The 20020-nt window shown below is 71.2% G+C and carries 18 protein-coding genes; 7 read left to right on the top strand and 11 right to left on the bottom strand.

Translation table 11 applies throughout. The features are described from left to right. Window positions 1-7: 7 nt before the first annotated feature. Window positions 8-1168 (bottom strand): PDR/VanB family oxidoreductase, encoded by a 1161-nt coding sequence (locus FO059_RS13930; protein WP_143909615.1) that lies wholly within the window; start codon window positions 1166-1168, stop codon window positions 8-10. Further along, a complete protein-coding gene (locus FO059_RS13925; RefSeq protein ID WP_143909614.1) occupies window positions 1168-2061 on the bottom strand; it encodes a metal-dependent hydrolase in 894 nt (297 codons plus the stop codon). Before FO059_RS13925 ends, FO059_RS13930 begins: the two co-directional genes overlap by 1 nt. Window positions 2062-2299: 238 nt before the next feature. Between FO059_RS13925 and FO059_RS13920 the strand changes: the two genes are divergently transcribed. Then, on the top strand, window positions 2300-3205 hold the full coding sequence (locus tag FO059_RS13920; RefSeq protein WP_143909613.1) for an alpha/beta fold hydrolase: 906 nt from the start codon (window positions 2300-2302) through the stop codon (window positions 3203-3205). A gap of 48 nt (window positions 3206-3253) precedes the next feature. Here FO059_RS13920 and FO059_RS13915 read toward each other — a convergent pair whose 3' ends face one another. The 4 genes from FO059_RS13915 to FO059_RS13900 are packed head-to-tail and all read right to left on the bottom strand — an operon-like array spanning window position 3254 to window position 8209. Further along, window positions 3254-4378: an acyl-CoA dehydrogenase family protein gene (locus FO059_RS13915; RefSeq protein ID WP_143909612.1), complete on the bottom strand. Its 1125-nt coding sequence runs from the start codon at window positions 4376-4378 to the stop codon at window positions 3254-3256. 2 nt (window positions 4379-4380) lie between these two features. After that, window positions 4381-5361: an acyl-CoA dehydrogenase family protein gene (locus FO059_RS13910; protein ID WP_143909611.1), complete on the bottom strand. Its 981-nt coding sequence runs from the start codon at window positions 5359-5361 to the stop codon at window positions 4381-4383. Next, window positions 5358-6536 carry an acyl-CoA dehydrogenase family protein gene (locus tag FO059_RS13905; RefSeq protein WP_143909610.1) on the bottom strand — a complete coding sequence of 393 codons (1179 nt, stop codon included), beginning with the start codon at window positions 6534-6536 and terminating at the stop codon, window positions 5358-5360. Before FO059_RS13905 ends, FO059_RS13910 begins: the two co-directional genes overlap by 4 nt. 56 nt (window positions 6537-6592) lie before the next feature. After that, window positions 6593-8209 (bottom strand): FadD3 family acyl-CoA ligase, encoded by a 1617-nt coding sequence (locus tag FO059_RS13900; RefSeq protein ID WP_143909609.1) that lies wholly within the window; start codon window positions 8207-8209, stop codon window positions 6593-6595. 124 nt (window positions 8210-8333) lie between these two features. On the opposite strand from FO059_RS13900, the gene FO059_RS13895 reads away from it, so the two are divergent. The 5 genes from FO059_RS13895 to FO059_RS13875 all read left to right on the top strand — a co-directional run bounded on the left by FO059_RS13895 (window position 8334) and on the right by FO059_RS13875 (window position 14482). After that, window positions 8334-9557, top strand: a complete 1224-nt coding sequence (locus tag FO059_RS13895; protein ID WP_143909608.1) for an acyl-CoA dehydrogenase family protein — start codon at window positions 8334-8336, stop codon at window positions 9555-9557. Beyond that, on the top strand, window positions 9554-10393 hold the full coding sequence (locus FO059_RS13890; RefSeq protein WP_143909607.1) for an SDR family oxidoreductase: 840 nt from the start codon (window positions 9554-9556) through the stop codon (window positions 10391-10393). The genes FO059_RS13895 and FO059_RS13890 overlap by 4 nt, the downstream gene beginning before the upstream one ends. 79 nt (window positions 10394-10472) lie before the next feature. Further along, the gene (locus tag FO059_RS13885; RefSeq protein WP_233266756.1) at window positions 10473-11081 is read left to right on the top strand and encodes a TetR/AcrR family transcriptional regulator; all 609 of its coding nucleotides are present in this window, start codon (window positions 10473-10475) and stop codon (window positions 11079-11081) included. A gap of 116 nt (window positions 11082-11197) precedes the next feature. Further along, window positions 11198-12346 carry an acetyl-CoA C-acetyltransferase gene (locus FO059_RS13880; protein WP_143909606.1) on the top strand — a complete coding sequence of 383 codons (1149 nt, stop codon included), beginning with the start codon at window positions 11198-11200 and terminating at the stop codon, window positions 12344-12346. 147 nt (window positions 12347-12493) lie between these two features. Further along, complete coding sequence (locus FO059_RS13875; RefSeq protein WP_143909605.1) at window positions 12494-14482, top strand: alpha/beta hydrolase; 1989 nt, start codon at window positions 12494-12496, stop codon at window positions 14480-14482. Window positions 14483-14594: 112 nt separating this feature from the next. On the opposite strand, the gene FO059_RS13870 is transcribed toward FO059_RS13875, so the two are convergent. Genes FO059_RS13870 through echA20 form a run of 4 tightly spaced genes read right to left on the bottom strand, consistent with a single transcriptional unit; the run spans window position 14595 to window position 18105 of the window. Next, window positions 14595-15671 (bottom strand): NAD(P)H-dependent flavin oxidoreductase, encoded by a 1077-nt coding sequence (locus tag FO059_RS13870; RefSeq protein ID WP_143909604.1) that lies wholly within the window; start codon window positions 15669-15671, stop codon window positions 14595-14597. Continuing rightward, window positions 15668-16423, bottom strand: a complete 756-nt coding sequence (locus FO059_RS13865; RefSeq protein ID WP_143909603.1) for a CoA-transferase subunit beta — start codon at window positions 16421-16423, stop codon at window positions 15668-15670. The genes FO059_RS13870 and FO059_RS13865 overlap by 4 nt, the downstream gene beginning before the upstream one ends. Next, window positions 16420-17325 (bottom strand): CoA transferase subunit A, encoded by a 906-nt coding sequence (locus tag FO059_RS13860; RefSeq protein ID WP_168226628.1) that lies wholly within the window; start codon window positions 17323-17325, stop codon window positions 16420-16422. The genes FO059_RS13865 and FO059_RS13860 overlap by 4 nt, the downstream gene beginning before the upstream one ends. Continuing rightward, entirely contained in the window at window positions 17326-18105 is a 780-nt protein-coding gene (echA20, locus tag FO059_RS13855) for a (7aS)-7a-methyl-1,5-dioxo-2,3,5,6,7,7a-hexahydro-1H-indene-carboxyl-CoA hydrolase (protein ID WP_143909602.1), read from the bottom strand. It lies immediately after the preceding gene. A gap of 182 nt (window positions 18106-18287) precedes the next feature. Between echA20 and FO059_RS13850 the strand changes: the two genes are divergently transcribed. Then, a complete protein-coding gene (locus tag FO059_RS13850) occupies window positions 18288-19205 on the top strand; it encodes an SDR family oxidoreductase (RefSeq protein ID WP_143909601.1) in 918 nt (305 codons plus the stop codon). 151 nt (window positions 19206-19356) lie between these two features. Here the strand turns inward: FO059_RS13850 and FO059_RS13845 are convergent, their stop codons facing one another. Beyond that, the gene (locus FO059_RS13845; RefSeq protein WP_158726402.1) at window positions 19357-20016 is read right to left on the bottom strand and encodes a GNAT family N-acetyltransferase; all 660 of its coding nucleotides are present in this window, start codon (window positions 20014-20016) and stop codon (window positions 19357-19359) included. Window positions 20017-20020 lie beyond the last annotated feature (4 nt).

The following is a 20020-nucleotide window of genomic DNA, read 5'->3' as shown; positions in this document are numbered from 1 at the left end:
CGCACCGTCACAGGTCCAGACGCAGCCTGTCGTCGGTGCAGCGGGATACGCAGATCAGCATCTCTCCGCGTGCGCGCTCGGCGGGGGTGAGGACGGTGTCGCGGTGCTCGACGGCGCCGGAGAGTGCCGTGGTCTTGCAGGTGCGGCAGTACCCCTGTCTGCACGAGTACGGGGTCTGCGGCAGCTCGTCGAGCACGGCCGACAGCACGGTGCGGTCCGCGGGCACCGCGATGGTGCGGCCGGACCCGGCCAGCTCCACGGTGAAGGGCGCGCCGTCGGTCACCGCCGCCGCGGCGAAACGCTCGTAGTGGAACTCGACGTCGGTCCGGCTGCGCAGGGCGTCGAGGATTCCGGCGACCATCGGCGGCGGGCCGCAGCAGTAGACGGTCGTCGCGACGTCCGGGGCCCCGGGTGCGCCATGGCCTGCCTGGCCGGCTGCGCACGGCCCCAGCAGGTCTTCGGGGGCGGGCATGCCGTCGGTGTCGTCGGTGCGGACCCGGGCCCGGGGGCCCAGCGCGGCCACCTCGGCGGCGAACGGCAGAGCATCGCGGCTGCGGCCGGTATGGACCAGCGACCAGTCGACGCCCAGGGCGTCGGCCATGCGGGCCATCGGCAGGATCGGGGTGATGCCGATGCCGCCGGCGATGAGCCTGAGCCGCCCGGCCGGAGATCCGTGCCCGGGGGCGACGAAGGCGAAGGCGTTGCGCGGACCGGACACGGTCACCGCGGCCTTCTCGGTGAGGGTCGTGTGCACCTCGAGTGAGCCGCCGTCGCCGTCGGGGATCAGGCGCACTGCGATCCGGTAGCCGCGGCGGTCGGCCGGGTCGCCGCACAGCGAGTACTGGCGCCGCCGTCCGGAGGGCAGGTGCAGGTCCAGGTGGGCGCCGGGGTGCCACGCCGGAAGCCGGGCGCCGTCCGCCGACGCCAGCGTCAGCTCCACCACGTTCTGGTCGTGCGCCACTACGCGGCGGCGTGCGACGACGAGCTCGAGCGTGCCGTCGTTCCGCGTTCCGGTGCGCGATGCCCGCGGCGCCGATCCGGAAGCCCAGATGTAGGCGCCGATGGCGGTGTCGAGGGTGCGCAGGACGCGGTCGACACCGGCGTGGCCGTTGAGGCTGGGCGGGGCCTGCGGGCGCCGCACCCGGCCCGCGGCGTGGCGGCCGGCCATCAGATCCGCGCCGCCGCACGCGTGGAGGGGGACGTGGCGAGGTAGGCGAGCGCCTGCGCGGTGTCGCCGACGGACTCGGGGGAGTACCCGGGGGCCAGGCATATCGCGGCGCTCCGCAGCAGCCGGGGGATGCGCGGGAACGTGTCCCGGCGCATCGAGCGCACCAGGTGCCGGCCGATCCGCAGGTACCCCATGGCGGGGAGCTGCGGGTCGGCCCCGACGAGATACCTGGTGTTACGCAGGATCAGGGCGAGCAGCGCGCCCACGCCGACGACCATCGCGATGTTGCGCCGCAGGTAGCCGACGCCCATGTAGGCGACGACGTCGTGGGCCACGTTGCGGTGTTCGACCTCCTCGGCGCCATGCCAGCGGAACAGGTCCAGCATCTGCGGGTCGGCGCCGTGCTCGTCGAGCGGGGCGTTGAGGATCCAGTCGCCCAGGAAGGCGAACAGGTGCTCCAGGCCGCCGATCAGCGCCGCGCGCTCGATCAGATGCTGCCGTGCCCGGCGGGGGCTCTGGCCCGGACGGGGGCCCACGACGACCCGGAACAAGTACTCCGACTGGCGGATCAGCGGCGCCGGGTCGATGCCCCGGGCGCCGTAGACCTGGTGCAGCACGACCTCGTGGGTCTCGGCGTGCATGGACTCCTGCCCGATGAACCCCAGTACGTCGCGGCGCAACGCCTCGTCGCCGATGAGCGGCAGCAACTCGTGGAAGGTGGCGCAGAACATCCGCTCGCCCTCCGGGAGCAGGAAGTTCAGCGCGCCGATGGCATGGGAGGCGACGGGGTCGCCTGGAACCCAGTGCAGCGGCGTGCTGGACCAGTCGTGTTCGACGTTGCGCGCGCGCAACTCGACCCGGCCCGGGGTGCGGGTACTCGCGTCGTCCGGCATCGGTCGCCTCCCGTGATCACTGCCGTGCCGCGCGTGCCGCCGCGGGTGTCCGCTCTCGCTTCGGCGCCTTCGCGTCGGAACTTTCTCGGCGGCATGCTGTCCGTTGCAGACGCGCGTGCATGTGACTGAACGTAACGTGTAGGTTCCGACGATACGACACTTGCGGTGGATGGGAAAGTGCCGACGCGGCGCCCGCACACGGACGACAATGGTCGTGCGGGCCGACGGAGGGAGCGCAATGGCGGCTGGGCGTCAGATGGACCGGTACGAACATGCGGGAATGACGTTCGACGTGATCGACAGCGCGCCGGACGCCCCGGACCCGGACGCCCCGGACCCGGACGCCTCCGGCCACGCACTCGGCCACGCCCCCGACCTTGCCCCCGTGGTCCTGTTGCACGGATTCCCGCAGACGGCGGCCAGCTGGGGCGCGGTGACCCCACAACTGAATCGCGCAGGGTACCGCACTATCGCGGTGAATCAACGCGGGTATTCGCCGGGCGCACGCCCCCGCGGCCGACGGGCGTACCGGCTGGAGCTTCTGATGGCCGACGTCGTCGCGCTGATCGAGCGGATCGGCACGGGCCCGGTGCATCTGGTGGGACACGACTGGGGCGCCGCCGTCGCGTGGATGCTCGCCGCCAACCGCCCCGACCTCGTGCGCACGCTCACCGCGGTGTCGGTGCCGCACCCCGGCGCGTTCGTGCGCTCGATGCTCTCGAGCACGCAGGCGATGCACTCCTACTACATGGCGATGTTCCAGGTGCCGCGGTTGCCGGAGTGGGTGGCGCGCAGGCTTCCCCGCGTCTTCGACCGGATGCTGCGCCGCACGGGGATGACCGACGCGATGGTGGAGAGGGTGCGCGCCGAGGTCATCGACGCCGGCGCGCTGACCGGTGCGATCAATTGGTACCGGGCGATGCCGTTGACCAGTCCGACGATGATGAACCGGCCCTCACGCGTGCCCACCACCTTCGTGTGGAGCGACGGCGACGTGGCGCTCACGCGGCGCGGCGCCGAGCTCACGGCGGAGTACGTGCAGGCCGACTACCGGTTCGAGGTGCTCGAGGACGTGAGCCACTGGGTGCCGGAGGAGGCTCCGGATGCCTTGGCGCGGTTCATACTCGAGCGCGTGGAGGAGTAGGGGCCCGGTCGGCCCGCGCAGGCGTCGCCCGCGCGGGCCGTGGACCGTCTAGGTCAGACCGGCCGCCGATTCGAGCAGGTGCAGCTGCTCGCGGGGCTGGCCGAACAGCTGCGCACAGCCGTGCGCCCGCTTGAAGTACAGGTGCGCGTCGTGCTCCCAGGTGATGGCGATGCCGCCGTGCAGCTGGATCGCCTCGCCGGCCACCTGCTGGAAGGCCTCCGCGCAGTAGGCCTTCGCGGTGGCCGCGTCCACGGGGGAGAGCGACTCGGCCGCCTTGTAGGACATCGATCGCGCGGTCTCCACGAGCACGTACAGGTCGGCCATGCGGTGCTTGAGGGCCTGGAAGCTGCCGATGGCCCGGCCGAACTGCTTGCGCTGCTGCGTGTACTCCACGGTGAGGGCCAGGAGCCGGTCCGCGGCACCGACGGCTTCGCCGGACAGCGCCACCTGGGCGATGGCGAGCACCTTGTCGAGCACCTCGGCGCCCGTCGCGAGCGGCGTCGCCGGGGTGGACGAGAACCGCACGCGCGCCAGCGGGCGCGTCGGGTCCATGGCCGGCGTGGCGGTCCGCTCGACCCCGGCCGCGGCCGGGTCCACCTCGAACAGCCCGGGGCCGTCATCCGTACCGGCGGCCACCAGCAGCACGTCCGCCCGGTCGCCGTCGAGCACGTAGTAGGTGTCGCCGGTGAGCGTCCACTGGTCGCCGGAGCGCTCGGCGCCGACCTCGAGATCGTCCGAGCCCCAGTAGCCCTCGAAGCCGGACCAGCACAGCGCCGCGGTCGATTCGCCCGCCGCGATGCCGGGCAGGATGCGCGCGCACGCTTCGTCGTTGCCGGTCGCCAGCAACGCCTGCACGCAGATCACGGCGCTGCCGAGCATCGGCGTGGGGACCAGGCCGCGGGCGAGCTCCTCGAGCACCAGGTGCGACTCGAAGTAGCCGGTGCCGATGCCGTCGAACTCCTCGGGCACGGCCAGTGCGGCCACGCCGATCTGCTCGCACAACAGGGACCACAGGGCCGTGTCGTAGCCGGCGTCGGACTCGGCGACCGCCCGGACGGCCGCGCTGTCCGCGCGCTTGGCGACGACGTCGCGGACCGTGCGCGCGAGCTCGCGCTGCTCGTCGGTGAACGGTCCCGCCTCGGAAAGGCTGATCGCGGTGTTTCTGGCCGCCATGATTACAGCGCCTCCATGATGCGTCCGCGGTGTTCGGCGGGGGTGCCCCACGCCGTCACCAGCGCGCGGGTCTTGGTCAGCAGCAGCGACAGGTCGTGCTCCTGGGTGTAACCGATGGCGCCGTGCACCTGCAGCGCCACCCGCGACGAGTGGTAGGCCGCCTGGCCGCAGGCCACCTTGGCGGCGCTGACGTCACGGCGGGCGGTCGGCGCGCCGTCGCGGACGGCCATCGCGGCCGCGTGGAGCAACGGCCGGGCCATCTCCACGGCCACGGCGACCTCCGCCACGAGGTGCTTGACGGCCTGCTGGCTGCCGATGGCGCGCCCGAACTGCTTGCGCTGCTTGGCGTACTCGACGGTGGAGTCGAGCATCGCCTGGCCGAGGCCCTGCAGCTGCGCCGCGGTCGCGAGCGCCCCCAGGTCCTGGGCGGCGGCGAGCACGCCGGAGTCGACGGTGCCCAGCGGCGAGCCCGCCGCGGTCTGGTAGAGGTGCCGTGCGCGGTCGACGGACTGTGCGCGCGCGCCCGGCTCGCCGAGCGCGACAGTCGCGCCCCCGTCCGCGGCGGGGTCGACGCGCAGGACCGTCGAGGCGGTGTCGGCATCGACCGCGTAGGGCGTGGCGGGCGGGGCGGCGACGGTGGCCAGTGCACCCTCGGACAGCGCGCCGAGGCGGTCGGGTGCCACTGCGGCGAGCAGGGCGGGCGCCACGGCCAGCGTCTCGGCGACCGGCCCGGGGACCCCGTGGTAGCCGAGCTTCTCCGCGGCGACGATGAGGAACAGGGCGTCGGCGCCCATGCCTCCGTCGTCCTCTCCGATGAGCAGGCCGTTGACGCCGGTTTCGGCGAGCCGGCCCCACAGGGCCGTGCCGGGGGCGGAATCTCCGTCGGACCACGCGCGGATGACCGCGGGCAGGTCCGCCTTGCTCAGCAGCGAGTCGAGCGACGCGGCGAAGTCGTCGTGGATCTCTTCCAGTGCAAATCTCATCGATCCGCCTTCGGTAGGCCGAGGAGACGCTCGGCGATGACGTTCTTCTGGATCTCGTTGGTGCCGGCGTAGATGGGGCCGGACAGGGAGAACAGGTACCCGTCCTGCCAGGGGCCCATCACCTCCGCCTCCGGGCCCAGCAGGTCCAGGGCGGTCTCGTGTGCGGCGACGTCCCAGTTGGACCAGAACACCTTGTTGATCGAGGACTCGGCGCCCAGCTGGCCGCCCGCCTCGAGACGGGTGACTGTGGACCAGGTGCTCAGCTCGTAGGCGCGGGCGCCCACCCACGCGTCGACGACCCCGTCGCGCAGCGCGGTGTCCGCGGCATCGACGGCGCCGGAGGCGATCTGCGACCGGTAGGTGTCCAGCAGCCGGTCGGTGGTGGCGAGGAAGCGGCCGGGGGCGCGCAGCGACAGGCCGCGCTCGTTGCTCGCGGTGCTCATGGCCACGCGCCAGCCGTTGTCGACGGCGCCGATCACGCCCGACTCGGCCGGGTTCGCGGGGTCGTCGGGGACGAACACGTTCTCCAGGAACAGCTCCGCGAAGCCGGGTTCGCCGTCGAGCTGGTCGATGGGGCGGACCGTGACGCCCTCGGAGTGCAGGTCGAACATGAAGTAGGTGATGCCCGCGTGCTTGCGCTCGGCGTTCGGGTTCGAGCGGAACAGCCCGAATCCCCAGTCGGCGAAGGCCGCGCGGGAGCTCCACGTCTTCTGCCCGTTGAGCAGCCAGCCGCCGTCGGTGCGGGTGGCGGTGGAGCGCAGCGAGGCCAGGTCGCTGCCCGCCTCCGGCTCGGACCAGGCCTGCGCCCAGATGTCGTCGGCCCGGGCCATGCGCGGCATGATCCGGTCCAGCTGATCCTTGCTCGCGTGCTCGAACAGCGTCGGCGCCAGCAGGAAGATGCCGTTCTGGCTCACACGGCCCGGGGCGCCGGCGCGGTAGTACTCCTCCTCGAAGATCACCCACTGCTGCAGCGACGCGTCACGGCCGCCGTACTCGGCCGGCCAGGAGGCGACGGACAGGCGGGCGTCGGCGAGGGTGCGCTCCCACCGGCGGTGCGCCTCGAAGCCCTCCGCCGTGTCCATCGACGGCAACGGCTCCGCCGGCACGTGTTCACGCAGGAAGGTGCGGACCTCGTCGCGGAACGCGACGGTGTCGGCATCGAATTCGAGATCCACTGTCGGATACGTCCTTTCGATTCAACTCGGGTCCCGCGCGGCGGCGGCCCGGAAGGTCAGTCGAGGGCCCGGAGCTCGTTCTTGAGCACCTTGCCGGAAGCGTTGCGCGGCAGGACGTCCACGAACCGTACGGAACGCGGATTCTTGAAGTTGGCCAGGTGCTCGCGGCAGTACGCCAGCACATCGTCCTCGGAGAGGGTGTGCCCGCGCCGCACGACGATGAACGCGCGGCCGACCTCGCCGAGCCGCTCGTCCGGCACGCCCACCACGGCGGACTCCGCGACCTCGTCCATGCGTGCCAGCTCGTTCTCGATCTCCGCGGGGTAGACGTTGAAGCCGCCGGAGGTGTACATGTCCTTGAGCCGGTCGGTGATGTCGAGGTAGCCGCGTTCGTCGAGCGTGCCGACGTCGCCTGTGTGCAGCCAGCCGTCCGCGTCGATCGTCTTGGCGGTGGACTCCGGATCGTCGAGGTAGCCGAGCATGACGTTGTCGCCGCGGACGAGGATCTCGTTCTTGTCGCCCAGGCGGACCTCCATGCCGGGGATCGCGCGGCCGGAGGAGGTGGAGACGGTCACCGGGTCGTCGTCCGTGCGGCACATGGTGACCACCACGGCCTCCGTTTGGCCGTACGCGGTGAGCACGGCGTCGAAGTTCAGCTCGTTCTGCATCTTCTCCACCAGCGGCACCGGCACGGCCGCGGCGCCGGTGATCGCCACGCGCAGCGACGTCATGTCGAGCTTGTCGCGGTCCGGGTGGTCGAGGATCGACTGGTACATGGTGGGCACGCCGGGGAACACCGTGATGCGTTCGCGCGCGACGATGTCCATGAGGGCGGGGACGTCGAAGACCGCCATGGGCACCATCGTCGCTCCATGCAGGACGCACACGAGCATCCCGGCCTTGTACCCGAACGTGTGGAACAGCGGGTTGGTGACGAGGTAGTTGTCGTCCGAGGTGATCTCGGCGCATTCGGCCCAGGCGTCGGCGATGCCCATGGACTGGCGGTGCGCGGTGAGCACGCCCTTGCTCTTTCCGGTGGTGCCGGAGGTGAACAGGATGTCGCACAGGTCGTCCGGGTCGACGGCGGCGGCGCGCGCGTCGACGGTGGCCTGGTCCACGGCCTCCGCGGCGATGCCGAGCGCGTGCCAGTCCACGACCTCGCCGTAGGGGAGTGCCGGGACGGTGACCTCGAGGCCGTTGCGCAGGGCGCCTCCCATGGCGGGTGCGCGCACGATGAGCCCCAGGTCCGGGAGGCCTTCCGGCCCCGCGGCCTCGATCAGCTCGGCCAGGCGGTCGAAGCCGAGGAACTTCTCCGGTGCGACGAGCGCCTTGGCCTGCGTGCGCTGGATCAGCTCCAGCGCCTCGTGGCCGGTGTAGCGCGTGTTGATGGGGACGATCGCCGCGCCGATGTAGTGCGCGGCCAGCGCCGCCTCGATCCAGTGGTGGGTGTTGGGCGCCCAGAGCGCCACCCGGTCGCCCGGTTCCACGCCCTTGGCGGCGAGCGCGCGGGCCACGAGCCGCACGCGCTCGAGCAGCTGCGCATAGGTGATGCGGTCGTCGCCGTCGGCCACCGCGAGGGAGTCTCCGAACAGGTCCGCGGCCCGGGTGAGGGCCGCCGGCGTGGTCCGGGGGTGGGCGGTGTTGTTCCCGGCGCTCCGCGGGTCGCTGCTCAAGGGGCCTCCTCGGTTCGAGTCGCTCGCGGAGCCAGGCTACACGGCTACACAAGCAAGTGCTTGGTAGGGTACCGTATCGGCAATGGTGAAAGCCAGTGGAGAACTTCGGGCCAAAGGAACGGTGATGACCGAAACGACAGTCCCGACCGCGCAGTCCGCGGGGGCCGCACAGACAGCAGAGGACGCCGCTTTCGCCGCCGAGGTGCGCGAATGGCTGGCGGACAATCTCACCGGCGAATTCGCGGAACTCAAGGGGCTCGGCGGGCCGGGTCGCGAGCACGAGGCCTTCGAGGCGCGTCTGGCCTGGGACCGCCACCTGGCCGCCGCCGGCTGGACATGCCTGGGCTGGCCGAAGGAGTACGGCGGGCGCGGCGCAACCATGAATCAGCAGGTCCTGTTCCACCTCGAGTATGCGCGCTCGGGCGCGCCCGCCCGGGTCAGCCACATCGGCGAGGAGCTCCTGGGGCCCACCCTCATCGCGTTCGGCACCGAGGAGCAGAAGAAGCGGTTCCTGCCCGGCATCCGCAACGTCACCGAGCTGTGGTGCCAGGGTTATTCCGAGCCCGGTGCCGGCTCGGACCTGGCGGGCGTCAGCACGTCCGCGCGTCTGGACGGCGACCGCTGGGTCATCAACGGCCAGAAGGTGTGGACCTCGCTGGCGCACCTGTCCGACTGGTGCTTCGTCGTCGCCCGCACCGAGGCGGGGTCCAAGCGGCACAAGGGGCTGAGCTACCTGCTGGTGCCGATGCACCAGGACGGCATCGACGTGCGGCCCATCATCCAGCTCACCGGCACCTCCGAGTTCAACGAGGTCTTCTTCGCCGACGCCACCACCGACGCCGACCTGATCGTCGGGGAGCAGGGCGAGGGCTGGAAGGTCGCGATGGGCACGCTGGCGTTCGAGCGCGGCGTGGCCACGCTGGGCCAGCAGGTGCAGTTCGCCGGGGAGCTCTCCGCGCTCGTCGAACTCGCCGAACGCAACGGCGCCGCGCAGGACCCGGCCATCCGCGAGCGCCTCACCCGCGCCTGGGTGGGCCTGGAGGTCATGCGCGCGCACGCCGCCCGCACGCTGGGCGAGGGCAACACCGAGATCGCCGGCGCCCCGTCGGTGGCCAAGCTGGTGTGGGCGCAGTGGCACCGGCGCCTGGGAGAGCTGGCCATGGAGGTCCGCGGAGCGCCGTCGCTGCTGGCCGCGGGCGGCTCGTACGACGAGTCCGACCCGTTCGACGAGTGGCAGCGGCTGTTCCTGTTCACCCGGGCCGACACCATCTACGGCGGTTCCGACGAGATCCAGCGCAACATCATCGCCGAGCGTGTGCTCGGCCTACCGAGGGAGGCACGACCGTGAGCAACGAGCAGACGACCGCAGCGAAGGAATCGCCGCTGGCGGAGGTTCCCCAGGAGACGCCGGGGCACGGGCTGCTGGCAGGGCGCAAGGTGGTCGTCACCGCGGCGGCGGGCACCGGCATCGGGTTCTCCACCGCGCGCCGGGTGCTGCTCGAGGGCGGCGACGTGCTGGCGTCGGACTTCCACGAGCGGCGGCTGGGCGAGACCGTGGCGGAGCTGCGGGCCGAGTTCCCGGACCGCCAGGTGGAGTCGATCCTGTGCGACGTCTCGGCCACCGATCAGGTGGACGCGCTCATCGCCGGCGCGGCGGAGAAGCTCGGGCGCATCGACGTGCTGGTGAACAACGCCGGCCTGGGCGGCGAGACGCCCATCGCGGACATGACCGACGAGCAGTGGGATCGCGTCCTCGACATCACGCTGAACAGCACGTTCCGGGCCACGCGCGCCGCGATGCGTTACTTCCGCGAGGCCAACGCGGCCGATCGCGGCCGGCGCGGCGTGATCATCAACAACGCCAGCGTGCTCGGCTGGCGTGCCCAGCACGGGCAGGCGCACTACGCGGCCGCCAAGGCCGGCGTGATGGCGCTGACCCGCTGCAGCGCCGTCGAGGGCGCCGAGCACGGCGTGCGCGTCAACGCGGTCTCGCCGTCCATCGCCCGGCACCCCTTCCTGGCCAAGGTGACCAGCGAGGAGTTGCTCGACAACCTGGCGGCGGGCGAGGCGTACGGGCGCGCGGCCGAGGTGTGGGAGATCGCCACCGTCATCGCGATGCTGGCCTCGGACTACACGACGTACATGACCGGCGAGGTCGTCTCGGTCTCCAGTCAGCGGGCGTGACCACGCGGACGCGCCCGCCGGGCGGCCCGAAGGGCGCGCCTAGCAAGCGCTTGGTAGTTAGGATGGGGGTGTGAGTGCGGTGAACAACGGCGGCAAGACGGAGGCGTCCCGATCGGAGCGGCGCAGCGAGCTGCTCGAGATCGCGGCGGGGCTGTTCGCGGACCGCGGCATGAAGTCGACGACGGTGCGCGACATCGCCGATTCCGCCGGTATCCTCTCCGGCAGCCTGTACCACCACTTCGACTCCAAGGAATCGATCGTCGACGAGATCCTCGCCGCGTTCCTCGACGAGCTCTTCGGCGGCTACCGCCGCATCGTCGACGCCGGCGAGGACGCGCGCACCACCCTGGAGCAGCTGGTGCGCGCGTCCTTCGGTGCGATCGACCTGCGGCACTCGGCGGTGGCGATCTACCAGGACGAGGCCAAGCACCTGGCGTCGAATCCGCGTTTCGACTACCTCGGCGAGCGGGCGCGCGAGTTCCGCGAGCTGTGGATCGGCGTCCTGCGCCGCGGCGTGGCGGACGGGAGCTTCCGCCCGGACCTCGACGTGGAGATCGCCTTCCGCTTCATCCGCGACACCGTGTGGGTGGCGGTGCGCTGGTACCGGCCCGGCGGGCAGCGCAGCGCCGACACCATCGCCTCCGAGTACCTGTCCATCGTGCTGAACGGCATATCCGCCGGCACGTGAGTCGTGGGGGCGCCGAGAACCGTCCCCGCACCACAGCATCAGCATCGTGAAAATGAAGCCACCGGGCGCCGCCATCGCGGCGGAACCCGCGGGACGCAGAACATCAGGAGAACATCATGGCCGAGGCATACATCATCGACGCGATCCGGACCCCCACCGGTAAGAGGGGCGGCTCGCTTTCCGGAGTGCACCCGGCCGACCTGGGCGCGCACATCATGAAGGCCGCGGTCGATCGCAACGAGATCGACCCGTCCGCGGTGGACGACGTGGTCTTCGGCTGCGTCGACGCGATCGGCGGCCAGGCCGGCAACATCGCCCGCACCGCGTGGCTGGCCGCGGGCCTGCCCGAGGAGGTGCCGGGCACCACGGTCGACCGCCAGTGCGGCTCGTCGCAGCAGGCCATCCACTTCGCGGCGCAGGCCGTCATGAGCGGCACGTCCGACCTCGTCCTGGCCGGCGGCGTGCAGAACATGAGCCAGATCCCCATCAGCGCGGCGATGATCGCCGGCAAGGAGTTCGGCTTCGACGACCCGTTCTCCGGCTCCGAGGGCTGGCGCGCCCGCTACGGGGACCAGGAGGTCTCGCAGTTCCGCGGTGCCGACATGATCGCCGAGAAGTGGGACATCTCCAGGCTCGACATGGAGGAGTTCGCGCTGCGCAGCCACGACCGCGCCCGCTCCGCCATCGCCGAGGGGCGCTTCGAGCGGGAGATCGTGCCGTTCGGCGAGTTCACGACCGACGAGGGCCCCCGCGAGACGTCCATGGAGAAGATGGCGGGCCTCAAGCCGCTGTCCGAGGGCAGCCGCCTCACCGCGGCCGTCGCCAGCCAGATCTCCGACGCGGCGTCCGCCACGCTGGTCGCGTCCGAGGCGGCCGTGCAGCGGTTCAACCTCAAGCCCCGCGCGCGCGTCCACCACATCTCGGTGCGCGGCGCGGATCCCGTGATGATGCTGTCCGCCCCGATCCCCGCCACGCGGTACGCGCTGGAGAAGGCGGGCCTGTCGATCGACGACATCGACGTGGTCGAGATCAACGAGGCCTTCGCGTCGGTCGTGCTGTCGTGGCTCAAGGAGACCGGCGCCGACCCGGCCCGCGTCAACGTCAACGGCGGCGGGATCGCCCTGGGGCATCCGCTGGGGGCGACGGGCGCGAAGCTGTTCGCGACCATGCTGTGCGAGCTCGAGCGCACCGGCGGCCGCTACGGGCTGCAGACGATGTGCGAGGGCGGCGGCACCGCCAACGTCACCATCATCGAACGGCTCTGACAGGGTCCTCTCAACGCTGTTGAGATCACAAGTCCACATCGATTCGGCGGCCTTCGGGGAAAACCCCCGGAGGCCGCCGTCCGCTGTGTCGGGGCACACACGAAAGGGGGGTATGGTTGCCGGGGCCGACACGGCGGAAGGGGAGAGATGAACAGATACCGATGGGGGGTGGCGGCCGCCGCGGCCGCATCCGTAGCCATCGTCAATCCTGCGCTCGCGCAGGCGCAGCCGCAGGAGATCGACTGGGTCGCCTGCCCGGAATACCTCGGCTACATGGACCGCGGCGGGCTGCCGGCGGACCTCGACTGGCAATGCGGAGAGGTCGAGGTCCCGGTGGACTACGCCGACCCGGACGGGCGGACGATCCCCGTCTCCGTCAGCCGGATCCCGGCGGAGGATCAGGCTCGCAGCAAGGGCGCGCTGTTCGGCAACCCGGGCGGCCCCGGAGAGCAGGCGCTGGACTTCTGGCTGCCGATCGAAGAGTCGGACGGACCCGGCGCCCGCCTGCACGAGGACTACGACCTGGTGGCGGTGGAGCCCCGCGGACTCAGCTACAGCGGCGGCGTGGCGTGCGACGCCCCGGTCACCGCCATGATGGATCCGGCCGCCGCCTACAAGGCGTGCATGGAGACCGATCCGCAGCTGGTCCAGTCGCTGACCACCGCCAACACGGCGCGTGACATGGAGGTCGTCCGGGAGTCGCTCGCGGCCGAGAACGGCGGTGCCGGTGCGGGAGCCGGCGGCGCGGCCGCAGACGGCGGCACCATGGACTATCTCGGGTATTCCTACGGGACCTACCTGGGTGCCACCTACGCCACGCTGTACCCGGAGGAGACGGGGCGGTTCGTCCTCGACTCGGCCGTCGACCCGGACTGGGTGTGGAACGAGCAGGCGGCGCAGCAGGCGGAGGCCCGCAAGCAGCGGACCGACGACATGTTCGCCTGGATCGCGGCCCACGACGACACCTACCACCTGGGGGACACGCCGCTGAAGGTGTTCCACGCGTGGAAGGGCATCACCGACGAGGAGCTCAGCGGCGGGATGAACCTCACGCCGCCGGACGCGCAGATGGGCGACCTGCCCGAGCTCGTGCGTCCCGTCGGAGCGCCGGTGCTGGACGTCATCAACGCCACCGCGGAGCCGCGTGCGCGGGCCGACGGGGCCGTGCGGGTGCTGACGGGCGCGGACAACGGACGGGCCACGAGCGGGCTCACGGGGACCACGCTCAACGCGGCCGGTTCACGGGAGATGTGGCCGGTGGTCGCGCGCAGGATGCAGGACATCCGCCAGTACGGGGCCGGCACGCTGGCCCCGGGGACGCGCATGGTCGATCCGCCGCAGCTCACCACGGACGACGTCCTGTTCACTGCGGTCACCTGCAACGAGAACCCGCAGTCGGGGGACCCGGTGCAGGCGGCGCTGGCGCAGTTCAATGCCAACACCGGAGGCAACGCCTACGACGTCATGGCGCAGCAGGCACGTGGCGGTGCGGACTGCGCGGGCTGGCCGGCCAGCAGCGCGCCGGTGCCGCTGGACGGCAGCGGCCTGGAGACCAAGCCGCTGGTGCTGCAGAGTCAGCGCGACGCGTTGACCCCGTACCCGGGCGGCGTCGAACTGGCAGATCAGATGGACGGCGTTCTGGTCACGGTCCAGGGCGGTGACCATGGCGTGTTCGGCCGCGGCAACGACGCGGTGGACGAGGTCGTCACCGATTACCTCGTCGACGGTGTCACGCCGCAGCCGCAGGTGCTGCCGGAGGCACAGATCCGGATGCCGCTCACGCCTCCGAAGCCCGCCCCGCTGCCGGCTGCGGAGAACCTCGACGCCGCAATGGCGCGCGGTTTCTCGGCGGCGTCGGATGCGGTCACCGCGGCTGCGGAGGAAGTCGACCAGGCCGTCGCGGAGGCCACGGGGGCGCCCGTGGCTCAGGGTGATGCCGCCCAGGGTGCTCAGGCCCAGGATGCTCAGGCCGATGTTGCTCAGGCCGAGGGTGCTCAGGCCGAGGGCACAGCCGCCGCTACGGATACGAGTACGGACGCGCCGGACGCGGCTGCGGACGCGGGCCGGACCGGCCCGGTCGCGCAGGCCGTGGACGAAGCGGTCGATCGGATCGGCGCGGCGCTGGGCGTGCAGTGATCGCGGGCGGGCGATAGCCGCCTGAGATCGCTGCAACGGCAACGAAAGCGGGGCCGGCCGGGAGGAATCCCGGCCGGCCCCGCTTTCCGTCGTGGGCGGGTGAAGCCGACGATCAGCCGCGCAGCCGCGACATCGCGTCGATCCGCTCCGCCGCCTGGGTCATGATGCGCTCGATGAGCTCGGAGCAGCTGGGCAGGTCGTCGATCATGCCGACGACCTGACCCGAGGCGAGCACGCCCGCCTTGGTGTTGCCCTCCACCAGGCCGGCCTTGAGCAGCATCGGCGTATTGCCCGCCATGATGATCTGCTGCCAGGTGCGGTCGGACGCCTTCTTCATGGCGAGCCCGTCGCGCACGAGCGTCGACCACTTCATCCCGGTCATCGCCTTGAACTCGGTGGCGTTCTTCGCCGCCGCCGCGAGGCCCTTGGCGTAGCTGCTCTTCTCGAGCGCGTCCACCAGCTCGGTGTTGAGCACGCGATGCGGCATGCCGTCGACCTTGCGCGAGACTGTGGTGTCCTGCAGCCCGCGCGCCAGGTACTCCTGCTTGACCGAATCGGGCACCGCCGAATCGGAGGTGAGCAGGAAGCGGGTGCCCATCGCGATGCCTTCGGCACCGTAGGACAGCGCGGCGGCCAGGCCTCGTCCGTCGAAGAAACCGCCGGCGGCCACCACGGGGATGCCGCCGTCGCCGAGGGCGTCGATGACGCTGGGCAGCAGCAGCGTGGTGGCGACCCCGCCGGTGTGTCCGCCGCCTTCGCCGCCCTGCACGATCACCGCGTCGGCGCCCCAGGAGGCCACCTTGACGGCGTGCTTGGCCGCGCCGATCGACGGGATCACGACGACCCCGTTGTCCTTGAGCTTGGCGATCAGGTCCTTCTTGGGCGCCAGCGCGAACGAGGCCACCTTGACGTTCTCGCGGATCAGCAGATCGATCCGTTCCTTCGCGTCGGTGGCGTCGGCGCGGATGTTCACGCCGAAGGGCTTGTCGGTCAGCGACTTCGTCTTCTTGACCGCGGCCTCGAGCTCGTTGAAGGTCATCGTCGCCGACGCGATGATGCCGAGGCCGCCGGCGTTCGCGGTGGCGGCGGTGAGTCCGGGGCCCGACACCCAGCCCATGCCGGTCTGGACGATCGGATACTGCACGCCGACCAGCTCGGTGAAGCGGGTCGAGATCTGCGGGGTGGTCACAGCGCCACCTCGCGGTCGCGCATCGACTTGGGGTCGATGACCTCGCGGATGAGGCGCAGTTCCTCGGCCGAGGGCTCCCGTGTGGGGCCGGCGGCGTCGAGGCCGTCGATCTCGAACGTGGTGTTCTCGCGGACCTGTTCCGCGGTGACGCCCGGGTGCAGGCTCAGCGCGTGCATGGTGCGGCCGGGGCCGCTGTAGTCGAACACGCCCAGGTTGGACACCACCTGGTAGTTGTTCAGGAATCGGTAGGCGGGGTTGTCCGGGTCGGCCTTGTCGTAGCCCACGCCGCACACCACGTCGACCTGCTCGCAGAACACGCGCGCCGAGTGCTTGCCCACCCAGTAGCTGGTGGCGTGGTTGATGGCGTTGCCCGGCCCGCCGCGCACGCCGAACATCTGGCGCGTCGGCTTGTCCAGCGGCCCGAACGCGGAGATGTTCTGGTTGCCGTACTTGTCGAGCTGGTTGGCGCCCATCACCACGTGCCGGCGGCCCGAGGCGACCACGTCGAACACCTTGGAGAACGGCAGCCAGCCTTCCACCCGGCCGGGCTGGCCGAGCGCGGGCGTATCCGCGAGGATCAGCGCGTTGCCGTCGGTGATGAGGAGGTCCGGCTCGGTGGTCAGGCGGGCCAGCCGGGCGCCGATGGACGGCAGCGTGGCCATCGGGGAGGCCATGATCTCGCCGGCACCGGAGAACATCTCCGCGCACGCGACGGCGCAGTACTCGGCCCTCGTGACTTCGGTGTCGGTCATGCCTGCTCCTTCTTGTCCTTCTGGTCCTGCGCGAACTGTGCGACGGCCGCCTGGTAGTCGGCCTCGCTGCCGGCCAGGTAGGTGGCGGCGAACTTCTGCCAGGCCTCGGGGTCCTTCGCGGACTCGGCGTAGTGGCGCTGGAACGCCTCGTCGCGACCGTAGTCGTCGGCGAGGGTGAAGTGCGCGCCGTTGCGCGCCTCGCTGACGGTGTCGACCATCATGCGGTTGACCAGAAGCGACTGCTGCGGAACGGACTTCACCAGCTCGTCGGTGGAGACGATCTTCTCCACGCTCAGGATGCGCTGCGTAGCCGACATCAGGTGCAGGTCGTCGAAGTACGGATCCACGCCGGTGTAGGCGGCGTTGCCGTGCTCGTCGGCGATGTCCAGGTGCACCAGGGCCGCATCGAGGTTCAGCGCCGGCATCGCCAGCAGCGTCTCGGTGCGGCCGTCCGCGGCGGGGTACGGGGAGTCGACGGTCTTGAGCTCCTCGCCCCAGAACTGCGGGACGCTCGAGCCGAGGCCGGCACGGATCGGCTGGAACGGCAGGCGCGCCGCTGCGGCCTGCAGGCCGGCCTTGACCATGCCCTCGTCCATCTCGCGTGCCTCGATGGTGCCCTCGGTGCGGGCCTTCGCGAACCACGGATCGTAGAACGGCTTGGAGTCCAGGGAGACGAACCCGTAGTAGGCGCGCTTGACCTTTCCTGCTGAGATCAGCAGGCCCAGATCCGGCCCGAGGAAGCCGACGACGGTGAGGTCGGTGACATCGGTCCGCAGCAGCGCGCGGACCAGGGCCATCGGCTTGCGCCGGGAACCCCAGCCGCCGAGCCCGATCGTCATGCCGCTCTCGATACCGGCGACGGCCTCATCAAGTGAGCGGCGCTTGTCGCGCATCTGTGCCATTTACTCGGCCCCTTCGTTGGGTGTGTTCGATTTGGGCTTGCCGGTGGCCACGAACGCATCGCGGTGCTCGTCGGCCACCCCGGCCAGGTTGAGTTCGTAGGTGTAGCGCTGCTCGAGCAGGTAGCTGCCCTTGACGTCCATCGGGTCGATGCCGTTGATCGCGGCCTTGGCGGCGCGGATCACGTTCGGGTCCTTGTCGGCGATCTTCTGCGCGACGTCGACGGCGGCGGCGTCCAGCTCCTCGCGGGGCACCACCTTGTAGACCGACCCGAAGTGGTGCAGCTGCTGCGCGGTGACGTTCTGCGCGGTGTAGTACAGGGTGCGCATCATGTGCTGGGGCACGAGCCGCGACAGGTGGGTGGCGGCGCCCAGGGCGCCCCGGTCCACCTCGGGCAGGCCGAAGACGGCATCGTCGGTGGCGACGATGACGTCCGCGTTGCCCACCAGTCCGACGCCGCCGCCCACGCAGAAGCCGTTCACCGCGACGACCACGGGGACCTCGCAGTCGTAGACGGCGGAGAACGCCGCGGCGCATCCGCGGTTGGCCGCGACCAGTGCGTCGAAGCCCTCCGTGGCCTGCATCTCCTTGATGTCGACGCCCGCGTTGAAGCCGCGGCCCTCCGCGCGCAGGATCACGACGTGCGTGCCGGGGTCACGGCCGGCGGCCAGGATCGCCTCGGCCAGCTCGAACCACGCCGCGGACGGCAGTGCGTTCACAGGCGGGTAGTCGACGGTGACGGTGGTGATCCCGCTCCCGTTCGAGGTGGACGTGATGCCCATGTCTGCTTCCTTACCTTCGGGTCGAACCTTGCTGGTGGGCCGGACCTCCGCGTCCGGGTCCGTGATCGCTTACCGGCTCGGCCGGGTGACCGGCTCGGCGCGATCACCGCCGCCGGGCTTAACAACCAAGCGATTGCTTGGTATGTTACCAGATGAGTGCCCCCGGATAAGGAGTGAATGCAGTGAGCGGATTGGTTGACGGCCGCATCGTCATCGTGACCGGTGCCGGACGAGGGATCGGGCGCGAGCACGCGCTGGCCTTCGCGGCAGAGGGCGCGAAGGTCGTGGTCAACGACCTCGGCGCGGGCGCGGACGGGAAGGACACCGGCGAGCACCCCGCCGAGCAGGTCGTGGCCGAGATCAAGGCGGCCGGCGGCGACGCCGTCGTCAACGGGGACGACGTGGCCTCCTGGGAGGGCGCGCAGAACCTGATCAAGACCGCGATCGACACCTTCGGCGGACTGGACGTGCTGGTGAACAACGCCGGCTTCCTGCGTGACCGGATGCTGGTCTCGATGGGCGAGGACGAGTGGGACGCCGTGACCCGCGTGCACCTCAAGGGGCACTTCGCGCCGCTCCATCACGCCGCCGCCTACTGGCGTGCCGAATCGAAGGCGGGCCGCACCCGCCAGGCGCGCATCATCAACACCACCTCCGGAGCGGGGCTGCAGGGCAGCGTCGGCCAGGGCAACTACGCCGCCGCCAAGGCCGGCATCGCCGAGATGACGATCCAGGCCGCCGCGGAGATGGGCGGCTACGGCATCACCGCCAACGCGATCGCCCCCGCGGCCCGCACCCGGATGACCGTCGGCGCCGGCGGCGCGATGGCCGAGGCGATGGCGGCGCCGGAGGGCGGGTTCGACGTGATGGACCCCGCGAACATCTCGCCGATGGTGGTGTGGCTGGGCAGCACCGAGTCCGGCGACGTGACCGGGCGCGTGTTCGAGGTCGAGGGCGGCAGCGTCACGGTGGCCGAGGGCTGGCGGCACGGCCCGGCCTGGGACAAGGGCGCCCGCATCGACCCGAAGGAGCTCGGGCCGGTGGTGAAGGACCTGCTGGGCAAGGCGGAGACGCCCACCCCGGTGTACGGGGCGCGCTGACAGCAAGAGCGCGAACGGCGGTGGCCGGCGGTTCCGCGGAACCGCCGGCCACCGCCGTGTTCGGGGGCGACCAAGCAGAAAATGCCGGATCAGCGCCCTGATCGAGCAATTTCCGCTTGGTCGATGCGCCTTCCGTGGAGACGCGCGGCCGCTACCGCCCCAGCTTGGTGCGCACCACCAGGTTGACGCCGGGGAAGCAGGCGGCCAGCTCGCCGCGGCTCTCCTTGAGCGTCGACGTGCCGAATCCCTGCCCGCGGCACTCCGGGGTGATCCACAGCCGCAGTTCCACCTCGCCGTGATCGCCCAGCTCGCCCACGGCCAGGCCCACCGCCTTGCCGTCGTCGTCCGGGTCCTCGACCACGAACCACGCGGCCGATTCCTCGTCGATCCGCGCGAGGCCCTCGTCGATGGCGGTGTCGATCTGGCCGGGGGCGTGCAGCGTGGTCCCGTCCTCGCGCGGCTCTGTGGCGCGGGCCCGGTACAGCGACGTGTCCGGTTCCTGCTTGACGAACGGGCGCAGCCGCACGTCGCGGTCGCTGGGGGTGATCCAGTTCAGCGCGCTGTTGACGTCCTCGAGCTCCTTCTGCATCCGCCGCAGGTCCTGGCGGTTGAGGCGCCACAGCTGCATGTTCAGGACGGCGTCCGCGTGCTCGGCCGGGACGTCCAGGAGGCGGCGGACATTGCGGGCGGCGTCGTCGCGGTCGGTCGACTCGATGATGGCGTCGAGGACCTCGTGGCGCCGTTCCAGCGCGGCCACGAGGCTGTCGAGCAGGGCCCGGCGGTCGAGGGTGGGTTCGGGGGACGACGACATCGGA

Source organism: Tomitella fengzijianii (assembly GCF_007559025.1).
Taxonomy (GTDB): domain Bacteria; phylum Actinomycetota; class Actinomycetes; order Mycobacteriales; family Mycobacteriaceae; genus Tomitella; species Tomitella fengzijianii.
The sequence above is the reverse complement of the archived record's forward strand: the minus strand, read 5'-3'. Positions and strand labels throughout refer to the sequence as shown.

Coding starts and splice junctions, on each gene's coding strand:
- FO059_RS13875 (WP_143909605.1), top strand. CDS start 12,494: ATGAACAGATACCGATGGGGGGTGGCGGCCGCCGCGGCCGCATCCGTA.
- FO059_RS13915 (WP_143909612.1), bottom strand. CDS start 4,378: ATGGCGGCCAGAAACACCGCGATCAGCCTTTCCGAGGCGGGACCGTTC.
- FO059_RS13925 (WP_143909614.1), bottom strand. CDS start 2,061: ATGCCGGACGACGCGAGTACCCGCACCCCGGGCCGGGTCGAGTTGCGC.
- FO059_RS13910 (WP_143909611.1), bottom strand. CDS start 5,361: ATGAGATTTGCACTGGAAGAGATCCACGACGACTTCGCCGCGTCGCTC.
- FO059_RS13865 (WP_143909603.1), bottom strand. CDS start 16,423: ATGACCGACACCGAAGTCACGAGGGCCGAGTACTGCGCCGTCGCGTGC.
- echA20 (WP_143909602.1), bottom strand. CDS start 18,105: ATGGGCATCACGTCCACCTCGAACGGGAGCGGGATCACCACCGTCACC.
- FO059_RS13860 (WP_168226628.1), bottom strand. CDS start 17,325: ATGGCACAGATGCGCGACAAGCGCCGCTCACTTGATGAGGCCGTCGCC.
- FO059_RS13930 (WP_143909615.1), bottom strand. CDS start 1,168: ATGGCCGGCCGCCACGCCGCGGGCCGGGTGCGGCGCCCGCAGGCCCCG.
- FO059_RS13920 (WP_143909613.1), top strand. CDS start 2,300: ATGGCGGCTGGGCGTCAGATGGACCGGTACGAACATGCGGGAATGACG.
- FO059_RS13895 (WP_143909608.1), top strand. CDS start 8,334: ATGACCGAAACGACAGTCCCGACCGCGCAGTCCGCGGGGGCCGCACAG.
- FO059_RS13880 (WP_143909606.1), top strand. CDS start 11,198: ATGGCCGAGGCATACATCATCGACGCGATCCGGACCCCCACCGGTAAG.
- FO059_RS13845 (WP_158726402.1), bottom strand. CDS start 20,016: ATGTCGTCGTCCCCCGAACCCACCCTCGACCGCCGGGCCCTGCTCGAC.